The organism is Azospira sp. I13 (assembly GCF_003112695.1).
Classification (GTDB): domain Bacteria; phylum Pseudomonadota; class Gammaproteobacteria; order Burkholderiales; family Rhodocyclaceae; genus Azospira.
Genome location: NZ_BFBP01000002.1, coordinates 1 through 13727, shown reverse-complemented (window position 1 = coordinate 13727; position 13727 = coordinate 1). Strand labels below are relative to the sequence as shown.

The window sequence follows — 13727 nt, the reverse complement described above, 5'->3', positions numbered from 1 at the left end:
GGCATTTCGGAAAGAAAAGGGGCCGCCCACTCGGGCGGCCCCGGGGTGCATCAGGCCCGTGGGTCGGTGAGGGCCGACTTCCAGGCCTCCAGGCGCTGGCTGAGCAGGTAGTGGCGGCGGACCCAGGCCTGCAGGGCATCGCCTTCCCGAGCTGCCAGATCCAGGTCATGGATGCGGGCGCGGATGGCGGACAGCCAGGCACCGTGCTCATTGGGCACCCGGGTCACCGGGGCGTTGTCGGTACGATAGGGCAGGATGTCCGTACAGATCACCGGCAGGCCCAGGATGCCGTACTCCAGCAGGCGCAGATTGCTCTTGGCCTCGTTGAAGGGGTGCTGCTCCAGGGGCGCCAGGGCCAGGTCCAGATTGAGGCTGGCCAACTTGGCCGGGTAGGCTTCCACCCCCACCTCGAACTCATGGTACTCGGCTACGTAGGGGCGGATTTCGTCCGGGCACATGCCGAAGAAGACCCAATCCACCTCCTGGGCCAGTTCCTTCACCACCTCGGTGATGATGGCCAGATCGCCCTTGTGCTGCTGGGCGCCGGCCCAGCCCACCCGGGGCTTGGGTCCGGCGCGGCGGCGGGAGCTGAGGTGGGCCCAGAGGTCGTCCCGCAGGCTGTTGGGCACCAGGCGCACGTCGTCGATGAACTCCCGGGCGAATTCCAGCAAGGGCTCGGTACTCACCACCACCCGGTCCACCTGCTCGAAATAACGCCGCAGGCGTTGCCGAATATCCCGCGGGATGGCCTTGTGGATGGGGCTGTCCTTGGGCGGCTGGGTGATCAGATCGTCCATCATCACCACCCGCAGCATCTCGGGACGGTGCTTCTTGAAATAGCTCATCCACTGCAGGGCCAGGGGGGAGAAATCCACCTGAACCATGTAGGCATCCGGTGCCAGACGGTTCATCTCCGTCAGGGTCGGGTAGCGCATGTCGTGGTAGCGGGGCGACTGGACAATGGTGCTTTGCACCTCGCCGGCCGCGGCCAGGGCGCGCAGCGGGGCGATGAAGCGGTATTCGCCGACGCCGCCGGCAATGGGCTGGGCCAGCACCCGGGGGCGATCGTGGAAATGAGTGTCCCAGTCCGCCACCAGCACCGGTTCCGGGTCGAAGGAGTGCTTGTCGTCCAGGGACAGGTGACGGTTGTAGGCCGGGTCGTTGGCCAGCCAGCCTTGCCAGCGCTGGTGCATGAAGTCGGCAGTTTTTTCGTCCCGGGCGGCGGCATCGGCGTGCTTGCGCAGGGAGGAAACCTCCAGCACCAGGGATTTGTTCTCGTGGTGCACCAGGGTGGCCCAGGGCGTCCACACCACCAGATGGCCGGCTTCCCGCAGGCGCAGGCAGAAATCCACGTCGTTGAAGAGCACCGGCGTGTCGACTTCGTTGAGGCCGCCAAGGGACTCATAGACCGATTTGCGCACCAGCACGCAGGCGGCGGTGACGGCGCTGTAATCCTGGTCCACCTGGAGCCGGTTCATGTAGCCCGGCTCGGTCATGGGCACCTTGTTGAAGGCATGGGCGGCCAGCCGGTCCATGCCGAGGACGACCCCGGCGTGCTGGATCAGGCCTTTTTCCGGATACACCAGGCGGCAGCCCACGGCGCCGACTTCCGGCCGCTGGCCATGGTTGAGCAACTGCTCCAGCCAGCCGGGCTGGACGATTTCCGTGTCGTTGTTGAGCAGCAGCACGTAGTCGCCGGTGGCGGCGGCCACCCCCAGGTTGCACTGGGCGGAGAAGTTGAAGGGGTGGTCGAAAGGAACAATGCGCACCACATCCCCGTGTTCCTGCTCCAGGCGGCGGTAGTAGGCCAGGGTATCCGGCTCCTCCGTCTGGTTGTCCACCACGATGATTTCGTAGTTGGCGTAGGTGGTCTTTTCCAGCAGGCCGTCGATGCAGGGCTGCAGGTACCAGACGCTGTCCCGGTTGGGGATGATGATGGAGACCTTGGGCTGCGCGGCGTGCTGGTAGGCGATGCGCAGGGTATCCGGCGCCATGCCCGGCGTTACCGTGGCGGCGATGTTCTGTCGCGCCAGATGGGCTTCCACCGCGGCCTGGCGGGCGGCCTGGGCCAGGGGGTGGGCGGCCAGGCCCTGGGGCAGGTGCAGCAGGGGCTCCGGCAGGTGGCCGATGGCCCCCGGGCCGCAGCGGTCATGCAGGCGCCACAGGGCCTCGTACTGCCAGGCACCGGGATAGGGCTGGAAACCGCCGATGGCCTCAAAGGCTTCCCGCTTGAACCACAGGGCCGGGCCCACGTAGTCCATGGCGCGCAGGTAATCCAGGTTGAAATCGGGCTTGAACCAGGGATCGCAGCGGAAACCGGCGGGCGCCAGGGCGTCATGGTCGGTGTAGATGGCCTGCCACTTCGGGTCCAGATTGGCGTAGTCGGCTACTGCCAGGGTCCAGTGGGGTTCGAAAGTGCTACCGGCCGGAATCACGGTCAGCCAGTCGCTGGCGATGCTTTCCGCCAACTGGTTGAAGGCCGTGGCCAGCAGCTCCGGGTCGTCCACCGAATCCAGTTGCAGCCAGCCGAGGATGTCGGTCTGCTCGAAAATGGGGTTCGGCGCGGGGGTGTCGGCGATGACGATCAGCTTCCAGTCCTGGTACAGCTGGGTCTGCAGGGAAGCAATGGTCTGGGCCAGCCGGCCCTGCTCCGCGGCGCTGACCACGGTGAGCATCAGCATGGCCGGACGTTGCTGCCAGCGGGTCAGCATGCGCTCGGCAAAGAGCTGGGCGTCGATTTCCTGGATGCTCTTGCGGTCGGCCCAACGACGGTAGTCGGCCCGGCGCTGGTAGGTCTGGTGCACCCGCTCCACTTCTGGGTTGGAGACTTCGCTGTTGCCCGAGAGGGAGCCGGGAGTGGCCCAGAACAGGCCGGTGATTACCGGGATGTGCTTCAGAGGGTACTTCTCGCCGATGCGCAGCCACATGTCCTGATCGCCAATGGCGGCGTAGCTTTCGTCGAACAGTCCCAGTTCCTCATGCACCTTGCGGCGCCACATGGGGTGGCAGCCCACCATGCATTCCTTGAGCAGCAGCTGGAAGGAGTAGGGGGGCCAGAACTGGCTGCCGCCGATCACCGGATTGTCAAAGGTCTGGTGAGGCAGGGGCGTGACCAGGGAGTCGCCATAGACCACCATGGTCTCCGCATCCTTGTCCAGCTCGGCCATGAGGATTTCGCAGGTGGTGTTCTTCAGCCGGTCGTTGGTGCTGCAGGAAATCAGATATTCCCCGCGGGCCTCGCGGATCGCCAGGTTCCAGGCGGGATAGACGCCGATACGCTCTGGCGTGCGGATGTAGCGGATGTTCGGATGTCGAGCCTGGTACTGGCGAACGATCTCCCCTTCGTTTTCCGGTGAATCGGCGTCGATCACCATGATCTCGATCTGGTCGGCCACGGTCTGGGCCAGCAGGTCATCCAGGCATTCTCCGATGAACTCCGCTGATTTGTAGGTGGAGACAATGGCCGTGATGCGCGGCGCCCTGCCACCCGCCTGGGCGGCGGCAGCCGGCATTGCCGCTGTTGCCTGAGTCGTCGTCGGCACGCTGCCGGCCAGCCCTTCGGGCAGGCGGGCGTAGAAGACGGGGCCGGGGGGCGTGGTGACGGTGCCGAGGAAGACCTCCAGTACCTGCCGGGCCGCATCCTGCTGGCCCAGGGAACCCAGGGTCTGTAGCAGGTGCAGGGCAATCTGCGGTTCCCCGGGGGTTTGCTCGAAGGCCTGCACCGACCAGTCCAGCGCCTCCTGCAGATGGCCGGCGGCGAGGCAGAGGGCGGCCAGATTGTCTAAGGTGCGCGGGTGCTTGGCGTCCTGCTGCAGGGCCTGCTCCAGGGGAACCAGGGCCTTTTCCAGCTCGCCCAGGGCGAGCAGGCATTCGGCCTCCCAGTTCAGCTGCTCCAGGGGCGTGGCAAATTGCAGCCGGCTTTCCTGGCCATTGAGCAGCTCGGCGTAGAGCTGGCGGTATTTTTCAGCCTGCTGGTGGCAATCGAAGTCGGCTTCGGCCTTGGCCCGGCAGCGGGCTGCCCAGGCTGCCGGGGCGCCTTCGGCGAGAATGCGCAGGATGCGCTCGGCCAGTTCTTCCACATTGCCGGGTGCGGCCAGCCAGCCGGTACGGCCATCTTCGACGATGTCCGGCAGGCCGCCGACGTTGAAGCCCACCACGGGAATGCCGCAGGCCAGGGCTTCCACCGCCGTGTTGGGCAGGTTGTCTTCCCGGGAGGGCAGTACCAGCAAATCCGCCAGACCATAGATTTCCGGCAGCTTGGCTTCGTCGGCAATGTCGCCCAGATGCAGGAAGCGGAAGCCCGGGGGCGGCGTAAAGCCGGCCGCCAGGGAGCCGAAAGCGGCCAGGGTGATGGGGCGACCCGGCGCCTGGCGGCCGAGGGCCTCCAGGGCGGCAAGCAGCAGGTCAAAGCCCTTGCGGCGATTCTGGATGCTGTCGGCACCGAACAGCACCACGGCTTCATCCGGGGCGATGTTCCAGGCTTGGCGCAGGCTGTGGCGGTCCAGGGGGCGGAAGCGTTGCAGGTCGATGCCGTTGGCGATGACCTCGACGCGCTTGCCGGCAAACAGGGGGCTCTGGCGGGCGCAGTCGGCCAGCCAACGGCTGGGGGTGACCACCGTCAGGTCCAGGGGCGCGTAAGCCGTCTGGCGGGTCAGCCAGTCCTGGCGGGAGGCGTCCTCGTCCGTGCCGGAACCCAGCATGGGGCAGGTGCCGCAGCCCGGGTTGCCGGTGTAGCGCTGGCAGTCGCCCGCGTAATGGCAACCGCCGGTGAAGGCCGCCATGTCGTGCAGGGTCCACACCACCGACTTGCCGGCGAGGGCCCGGGGGGCGGCGGGGAAATGCACCATGCCGGCCACCCAATGGAAATGGGCCAGGCGCACGCCCTTGAAACCGGCCAGGCGTTCCAGGTCCAGGGGGGACTGGGCATTGCTGAAAACTTCGATATAGGGCGCCCGGTGGGGGTAGGCCGCCAGGGTGTTGGCCCAGCCCTGGGTGGCCGTGGCCAGGTAGGGCGAGGTGCCGACGCTGAGGTTGGCTTCGGCCCGGTTACCCTGAGGGCAGAGCAGGGTGACGTCGGTCTGGCGGCTGCTTTTTTGCAGCACCGCCAGCCCGGCCTGGGTGCCGCCTTGCACCAGGGCGTTGCGGATACGGGCAGCGGCCATGCCGGCGCCGCCCCGTTCCCAGGTGCTGAAATGCAGGATGGGCGGCAGGGGCAGGTCGGCCGTCGCCGCCAGGGCGCCGCCCTGGGGCTTGGTGAAGCGCACGCCCACGGCGTCAATGGGTTCGATGGGGAAGCGAACCTGGCGTTCGCTCTGGAATTCCTCGATGGCCTTGCGGCAGCCTTCCCAGTGGCCGTAGTCGTCCACCTGGAAAATGCCCTGGGCGGTGACCTGGTCGTAGAGGTTGTCGAGGATGGCCCGGGTGGAGGAATACCAGTCGCCGTCCAGGTGCAGCAGGGCGATATCGCCCAGTTTGCTGCGTTCCACCGGCAGGGTGTCTTCAAAGAAGCCCTTCACCGGGACTAGGACATGCTCGGCCCCCAGCTTGCGGCAAGCTTCCCGCACGCTGTCTTCCGGCGCGGCGCAGGTGCCGGAGCCCCAGCCCGTGTCCTCGGCGTGCTGGCCCTGGTGGGTATCGTTTTCCCCCGGTGTCGGCATGCCGGAGAAGGAGTCGAAGGCGAAGAGCTGGCGCGGGCGCTTGCTATGGCGGGCAATGACAGCGGCCAGCAGGGCGGAGGAGCCGCCGGCGGCCACGCCGCACTCGACGAAGTTGCCCGGCAGGTCGGCGGCGCAAATGCGCTTGGCGCTGTCGTAGAGGGAGCGCAGGCGGGCCTCGCTGAGCATGGTGTAGGGGCGGATCACCTGCAGCAGTTCGGTGAACTCATCCTGGGGCACGCCCTGGCTGGCCGGGCGGTTGTCGAGCCGGGCCAGCAGTTCGCGGGCCTCTTGGTTGTCGGGGAAGTAGCGCAGCTCTTCCCGCAGGCATTCGGCCACGTGCCAGGGCTGGCCGAGGCCGGCAAAGCAGCGGGCGCGCAGCACATCCAGGCCGGGCGTGGGAATGCGCCCCTTCTTGGCGTCGATGACCAGATTCAGGGCTTCCTGGGCCTGGCCCAGGCTGAGGGCGGCCTCGGCGCGCTGCATCAGGGCCTGCACTTCGGCGGCACTACCGGGCACCTTGCTTGCAACCGTGACCTGAACTGCTGGGGCGGCGTGGCTGGCCTGGGTCGCTTGGACAACGCGCAGCCCTGCAGCCGGCGTCGGCGCAGCCTGGCGGGGCGTCGCTGCCACAGAGGTTGCCTGGGGCAGGGCCAGATGGCGGCGGATGATGCGGTCGAAATGGGCGGCCCGCCATTCCATGGCGTAATCCCGGCGGCAGCGTTCCTTGCCGCGGCGGGCAATGGCTTCCAGCTTGTCCGGGTGGGCCAGGTAATAGCGGATCTTGTCCACCAGCTCTTCGCGGCTGCTGAAGGTTTCCACCTCCAGGCCGGGTTCGAAGTAGTCGCTGAGGTTATCGAAACGCTCGGTGATGAGGAAGCGGCCGGCGCCGGTCACTTCGAACAGGCGCATGTTCACGGTTTCGCCGCGGCCCACGTCCACCGGCTTGCCTGTGGCAGGGTCGAACATCCAGTGGTCGGCTCGGCCATCCACCACGATGCGGGCGCTGGCCAGAGTGCGGTACATCTCCATGCCGTAAACCGGCGGGCGGACGTAGGGTGCCAGGGATTCCGGCACCCCCTGGGTTTGACCGCTGAGGTGCAGGGCCAGGGAGAAGGGCGCATCCGGGTGGCCAGCGGCCTCGGCTAGGGCCAGCAGTTGCTGGTTGCGCTTTTCGTGCTGGCCGATGGTCCATTGGCCGGTAAACAGTACATCCACCTGGGGCTCAATGCCGTTCAGTTGGGGGTTGATCCAGTTCGGGTGGCCGGGGAAGAAGTGGGTGGCGTGAGCCGCCCCTAACTTCAGGGCCAGTTCGCGGATGCCGCTGAGGCCCGAGAGCATGACGTCAAAGCCGTTCCAGCGGGTATCAGGGGAGGCCAGGGCACCACGCCAGCCCAGCACCAGGCGGGGCTGGTAGCTGAGGGTCTGCAGGAAGCGGGTGTCGAAACTGATGGGCTCGCTCAGGTAGAGCACTTCGGGCCGGTAGGTTTCCACCTGTTGGCGCACCACTTCCATCATGCCGATGCCATTGGGCAGGCCATGCTGGGCAGCCCAGCGGCCCTGGGAAACCGGGTCGTTGGCGACGATTAGCTGGCAGTCGTAGCCCAGGGCGCCCAGGTAGGGCGTGAGCATGTGGTTGGCGCTGAAAGCATCGGCTTCCAGGGCCTTGATCATGGTGGCAAAGTCCTGGCCGCGCAGGGCCGGGCGCTTGGCGTAGAACTGTTCCAGATAGGCCGGGTAGAAGGTATGGATCTGCAGGAAACCCAGGCGACCGGGCAGGGGCGGCGGGGATTCCGGTAGCAGTTCGCCGGTGCGCAGCACTGCCTTGCGCAGCAGGTCCAGGGCTGGAGCCGTGCCGTTGCCGTACTGGCTATGATTGTCGAGGATGGCGCCGGCAATGCCGTATTCGCCCAGGGATACCAGGGCCCGGGAAAGGGACTCTGTGGCATCCCGGCGTTCCGGCTGGCTTTGTACCAGATGACTCCAGTGGGCGACGGCGCCTTCCAGATCGCCTAGCTCCAGCAGCCACTGGGCGTGGCGGCGTTCCAGTTCGGCATCGTCCGGGTCGGCGGCCAGGGCGGTGGCGGCTTCCCGGGCGGCGGCCACGGGGGACAGGGCAGCGAGGCGGCTCAGCCTTGCCAGGCGTTCGGCCGTCAGGGCGCTGGGCTCCAGGGCTGCCGGCAGAGGCAGCCAGTGCCAGTCGGCGGGCAGGTTGAGAAGGGCCGGACGCAGGCGCACGTAGCCTTCCGCTTCTTTGCCTACCAGGGTGGCGAAGCGTTGGGGAGTTGTGCCGGCGCGGTAAATATCGATACGCCAGCCGTTGGTGGCAAAGCCTTCCGGCCTGGCTTCCACGTCGCCCAGGAGTAGCAGGCTGCCGGCGGGCGCCAGGCTGGACCAGAGCTTTTGCAGGAGCTCGGGGGCGGCGAGGGCGTGGGATAGGGCCACATCGGCCCGTGCGGCAAAGTCATTGGCCCATTGTTCATCCCCGGGGCGGAAACCGCGGCGGTTGAGGGTGGCGGGAGCGCAACGGGTGGCCAGGTCGGCAACCTCTGCGGCTTCTGGCAAGCGGGTGTAGGACTCTACGGCGGTTAGGGTTTCCAGCAAGGCTGGCGTGTAATCGCCCCCCAGGCCGTCGAGCAGGGTGAGGCCGCTTTGTTGGGCGAGCAACGGCGAGATCAGGCGTTGCAGGTCAGCGGGGCCAGTGTTTTGCTGCAGTCCCCCGACATTGGCGAGAATGGCGCGGCTGCGGGCCTCGCCGGCTGCCGGCAGGTAATGGAGATTGCTTTGTAGCCAGGCGAGGTACTGGTCACCCAGGTTTTCTTCGATGCAGAAATAGCTGATCCGACCTGCGGCCACCTCGTTGAGCTGGCGGAAGAACTGGGGGTGCAGCCGGTCAGAGAGCAGGGGATCGACGCCCCCCGGCAGACCGTCGCTGGGCGGATGATTGAGGAGGATGCCAAGACTCGGACGGCAGGCGGCGGACTGGGCGCCGTACCAACGGATCAGGGCATCCAGTTCGGCCAGGCGGGGGGCCAGGATAAAGAGGTGGTCCTCAGGGCCGCACTCGGGGGCAACGCTGCCGGCCAGCCAGCGGAAGGCACCCTGGCTGGCGCGGTCGAAGGCGGCCTCCAGGGGCTCGGCGACGGTATCTTCCCGCGGAATGTCCCGGCTGTGGCGCAGGCAGGCAATCTGCTGCTGGCCGGCCCAGGCCTCCAGGCTGTTGGCCAGGGCTTCGGTGGCGGGGAGATTGGCGGAGGCGTTGAGGCTGACGATAAAGAGGCGCATGGGGAGATCGGGTCCTTGCCTGGGGTCGGGTTGCACGCGTTGGCCGGAGGGAGCGAGAGGGTGAAGGGCTGGAGCGGGAGGCGCTGGGGCCTATTTCCTGAAACAGACGATGTTCTGGAAGGCGAAGATTTCGCAGGCCAGCGGCGAGTAGTGCTCAATGGGGTAATAGCCGTTGGGCAGCAGCCGGAAGAAGCGGTAGTCCCTCAGGAATTCGAAGAAATCCTTGAAATAGGTGCGGGAGGCGATGTTCATTTCATTGAATTCGAACTGGATGGCCTGGACCATGCCTTGCTGCAGGCAGCGGGCAGCCCCCTTGAAAACCTCCAGCTCGTGGCCTTCCACATCCACCTTGAGCAGGTCGATGTGGGTAATGCCCAACTCGGGGAGGACTTCATCCAGGGTGCGGATCTGGATTTCGAAGCTGCGGTGGGGGCGCTGGTGGATGGTGGTGAACACCTCCTGGTACAGCGAGGCGTGGGAAGACGCCTGGTCCGCATAGTCATACATGGTGAAACTGCCGGCGGCAGAGCCCATGCCGTAATTGAAGGCCTGGATGCCGGGCAGGTTGTGCTGCAGCTTGCGGTAGGTTTCCGGGTGGGGCTCAAAGGCATAAACCTGTGCCGAAGGGCAAGATTCCAGCGCCAGGCCGGAATACAGGCCGATATTGGCGCCCACATCCACCACCACGGGGCCGATCTTGCCTTTCAGGTGATCCCGCAGGAAAAAGGCTTCGCCCGAGTGCTGCATGGACTGCCAGTTGAGAATGCCAATACGGTAGAGCTGGGAGGCATAGTCGTGCTCAGTATTCATCCTGATTCCTAAATCCCCGGGCAGGGCGCCGTCTGGAAGAGTTGATGTCCTTTTTTACCATTTATCCGGTGTGTTTACCAATCCGGGCTGGAAAAGAACATGTTGCGGGCAAGGGGCCGGGCCGGTTGTCGGGGTTTGCCGGGGTAGCCCGACAGGTTTCCCGGGGAACGCTCACGCGCTGACGACCCGGTTCTTGCCGGTGTGCTTGGCTTCATACATGGCGCCGTCGGCCCGCTTGATGGCCTGAGCCTGCTCTTCGCCGGCCTGGTATTCGGTGACGCCGGCGCTGAAGGTAATGAGCAGCTTCTGGTTGTCGTGCATGAAGTAGTGTTTGGTCAGCTCCCGCTGCAGCCGTTGCAGGGCGTGGGTGGCTTCATCCAGGGCGGTATCCGGCAGGATGATGACGAATTCCTCGCCACCGTAGCGGGCCACCAGGTCCGTCGGGCGCATGGTGTTCTTGATGACGTTGATGAGATGCACCAGGGCGGCATCGCCGGCATCGTGGCCGAGGCTGTCGTTCAGCTTCTTGAAATTGTCGATGTCGAGAATGGCGATGGATAGCGGCGTGCGCCTCCGCTGGGTGCGGGCTGCTTCCTTCTGGAAGACTTCTTCCAGGCCATGGCGGTTCAGGGCGCCGGTGAGCTGGTCGTGGCGGACCAGGCTGCTGGCCTTGTCCAGTTCCACCTGCAGTTCGCTGATGCGCTGCTCGGATTCCCGCACCCGCTGCTGGGTGACCCGCAGCTCGTCCCGGGAGCGCTGGGCATTGAGCTGGATGATGCGGGTTTCCCGCATCACCTCGTCGATGACCGTGCGCAGTTCGGTGATGTTCTTGGCAGTGGCGATGCGCTGGGCGCAGGTTTCCACCTTGTCGTGGTAATCCGAGGTGGAGTCGGCAAAGTCGGCCAGATGGTCCACGAAGCCGGCCAGCATGTCCTTGAGGGCTTCCTTGGCTTCGTTCAGGCTGTGCTTGAGCTGGCTTTGCTTGAAGATGACTTCCTTGATGTGCTGCTCGGCATCGTCGATGGCCCGCAGGGACAGGGGGCGGGCGACGATGTCCCGCACCACGGCGATCTGGCCATGCAGCCACTGGTCGTCTTCCACCAGTTCATTGACGTTGTCGATGAGCAATTGCAGCAGGTGCAGCAGGCCGGTGCGCAGTTCGCGCTGGTCATCGGCCATCAGTTCAAGACGGAAGGCAAACTGCTTGAGGGCGTCGAGTACCTTCTTCAGGGTTTTAGTACTGACGGCACTGCGTACGGATTTGGCCAGGGAGCGAGCCTCTTCGGCCAGCTTGGGGTTTTCCACCAGCTGGGTGGCAATGGCAGTTTCCAGGGCGAAGGCGAAGAGCTCTCGTAGTTCGCCTGTGAGTTCGGAGTCGGGCAGGGCGGCGGCTTCGGGTTTTTCGGTCGCTGCAGCCTGGGCCAGTTCCGGGGGCTGGGTCGCCAGCTCCATGTCGTCGCCGTTGCTGTTCTGCCCCCAGGCCGTCAACAGATTGCGCAGCCGGGAGTAGAGCAGGTCGGGATCCTTGCCGGTGCTGCCCAGTACGTGGTCCAGGGCATCCCGCTTTTTGCCGGGGGTGAGGCCGGCGTGATGGGTTTCCCATTGGCGCATCAGTTCGGCGATCAACTCACCCCAAGGCGGCGGCTCGTTGCCACCTTCCGCCAGAAAATTGCTCCAGGCGCCCTGGAAACGCTCCCAGCTCTTGTCCCGGATGGCGTCTTCCAGTATCCGCACCAGCCGCGAATGGGCTGGCCGCCCCCGATCCAGGGCGCCGAGAAGGTCCTTGCACTGCTTTTCTGGAAAAAGCCCGTCCCCCGGGGTTTGCTCGGCGATTTCGTAGTAAAGGGTGAAGTAGTTGTCGGGCGTTGGCGGAATGCGGCGAACGGCCAGTTGCCGAAGTACTTCGCGGGCGATCTCGGAGGGATTGGTGCTGGCTACCATTGGAATATGCCGAAAAGCTTTAAAGTTGAACCATTCTATATGACTGCGCTTTGAGGGAAGCCGGCTCGGTTATAATGGCGCCCTCGCCGGGTTAGCTCAGTAGGTAGAGCAGCGCACTTGTAATGCGAAGGTCACCAGTTCGATTCCGGTACCCGGCACCATCCCTCCTCTTACTGCTCTTGAACCGGTTTGCTGTATCCCAGTCTCTGGGAGAGGTTCTGGGCTGCCCGTTTGATTTCCTCCGCAATATTGCTTTCCCAGTCGTTGGCGAAGTTGCCGATGGGCCCCAGTGAAGTAATTGCTGCCACCATGGTCCCCGCCTGGTTGAATACCGGGGCGCTGAAGCCGTTGATGCCGGGGGAAAAGCTGCCGCTGGCGCGGGCAATGCCCTGGCTGCGGATTTCCGAAAGCAGGCTGTCCATCTCCCGACGCGCAATGCCGAGGGAAATGCTCTGGGCTTCGGCGGCCCCCTTCAGCTCCTGTTCGAGGAGTTGCCGTAGATAGGGGGAGCGGAAGAAGGCGGCGAAAGCCCTTCCTGTTGCCGAACTGGCCAAGGGGAGTACCGTCCCGGCACGCAGGGCGACGGTGATCGGCCCCCCTGCTTCCAGCAGACGGACGACGGTAGCGCCGTGGTTGCCCCAGACGGCAAGAGCCACCGTTTCACCGATACGCTCGCAGAGATCTTCCAATATGGGAGTGGCCAGGCGGATCGGATCCAGGCGTCCCATGGCGGCCAGCCCAAGTTCCAGGGAAAAACTCCCGAGATCGTAGCGACCGGTTGCGTGGTCTTGCTCCACCAGTCCCATGCGGATCAGGCTGACAAGGTAGCGATGGGCCTTGGCGGCGGGCATGCCGGCAGATTTGGCCAGATCCCGGAGCATCATCGAGCGCCCATTGGCAGCCAGCACCTGGAGCAGTTTGCCGCCCACCTCGATGGATTGGATGCCCTGGCGGCCTTTTGTCTTCTCTTTGTCCATATATATATGACTATCTATAACCATCAGTCGCAAACGCGGCTGCCATATTAACCCCTGCCGCCCATGGCGGGAGCCTGCTTTGTCAGTACCTTCGCATATAATCGCTGTTCCCTTGGCTGCATAGGATGGGCGCCGGGGCAATTCGAGTGCGAAAGGGGTAGGTATGCAAGCAATATTGGTTGCTAATCCGAAGGGCGGCTGCGGCAAGACCACGTTGGCCACAAATCTGGCTGGGCATTTTGCCAATCAGGGCAAGAAGGTGACCCTGTGCGATCTGGACCGGCAACAGTCCTCATTGCGCTGGATGGCATTCCGCGATCCCGCCATGGCGCCGGTGACCGGTTATTTTGCGGGTAATCAGGTGGTGTTCAATCCGCCTCAGGATGTGGATCATGTGGTGCTGGATGCGCCGGCTGGGCTGCAGGGCTTCAAGTTGTCGGATTACCTGCGTCGCGTGGATAAGGTACTTATTCCCGTGGTTCCTTCCATATTTGATATGGCCGCCACGGAAGATTTTCTCAATTCGATGCGTCAGGAAACCCGTGGGCGTCGCCAGATGCTGGGGATCGTTGCCATGCGGGTTGATCCTCGTACCCGGGCAGCTACCATGCTGGAAGAGTTCCTGCGCCACTTCGATATTCCTATCGTTGGCTATCTGCGCAACACCCAGAACTATGTAAACGTGGCCGCTGCCGGGCTGTCCGTATTTGATCCTCCCCGGGCAAAATTCAAGCGAGATCACGAACAGTGGGAAAATCTCTTGCACTGGGTAAATGGCTAAGGTATAGTTCGCCTCCCTCGACGCACCGGCCGGTGCAGCTAGCGAAAGCGAAGCAAGAAATAAACCGGCAGGGGTTGACGAGGTTCAGAGGAGTTGATAATATCTCGCTTCTCTGACGGACGCGGGGTGGAGCAGTCTGGCAGCTCGTCGGGCTCATAACCCGAAGGTCACAGGTTCAAATCCTGTCCCCGCAACCAGCTCTTTAAAAAGTAGGACAACCGATAGGTGTAGGTGCTTGGTTGGGTGTTCCGGCTTAGGTCGGACAAATGAATCAAGCGC

The 13727-nt window shown here is 64.6% G+C and carries 5 protein-coding genes and 2 tRNA genes; 3 read left to right on the top strand and 4 right to left on the bottom strand.

The features are described from left to right. Window positions 1–50: 50 nt before the first annotated feature. From AZSI13_RS00060 to AZSI13_RS00050, 3 genes are all read right to left on the bottom strand, one after another. Entirely contained in the window at window positions 51–8939 is an 8889-nt protein-coding gene (locus tag AZSI13_RS00060) for a TylF/MycF/NovP-related O-methyltransferase (protein WP_109039147.1), read from the bottom strand. A 90-nt stretch (window positions 8940–9029) separates the two neighbouring features. After that, window positions 9030–9749, bottom strand: coding sequence for an FkbM family methyltransferase (locus AZSI13_RS00055; RefSeq protein WP_109039146.1), 720 nt, complete (start codon window positions 9747–9749; stop codon window positions 9030–9032). Window positions 9750–9920: 171 nt separating this feature from the next. Next, window positions 9921–11690, bottom strand: coding sequence for a GGDEF domain-containing protein (locus AZSI13_RS00050; protein ID WP_109039145.1), 1770 nt, complete (start codon window positions 11688–11690; stop codon window positions 9921–9923). Between the two features lie 85 nt (window positions 11691–11775). Between AZSI13_RS00050 and AZSI13_RS00045 the strand changes: the two genes are divergently transcribed. Further along, window positions 11776–11851 (top strand) — tRNA-Thr (locus AZSI13_RS00045). Window positions 11852–11860: 9 nt separating this feature from the next. Here AZSI13_RS00045 and AZSI13_RS00040 read toward each other — a convergent pair. Then, the gene (locus AZSI13_RS00040; RefSeq protein WP_109039144.1) at window positions 11861–12667 is read right to left on the bottom strand and encodes an IclR family transcriptional regulator; all 807 of its coding nucleotides are present in this window, start codon (window positions 12665–12667) and stop codon (window positions 11861–11863) included. Between the two features lie 163 nt (window positions 12668–12830). Here AZSI13_RS00040 and AZSI13_RS00035 point away from each other — a divergent pair, with 163 nt between their 5' ends. Both AZSI13_RS00035 and AZSI13_RS00030 read left to right on the top strand, forming a co-directional pair. Beyond that, entirely contained in the window at window positions 12831–13448 is a 618-nt protein-coding gene (locus AZSI13_RS00035; RefSeq protein WP_109039143.1) for a ParA family protein, read from the top strand. Window positions 13449–13568: 120 nt separating this feature from the next. Continuing rightward, window positions 13569–13645, top strand: a tRNA-Met gene (locus tag AZSI13_RS00030). Window positions 13646–13727 lie beyond the last annotated feature (82 nt).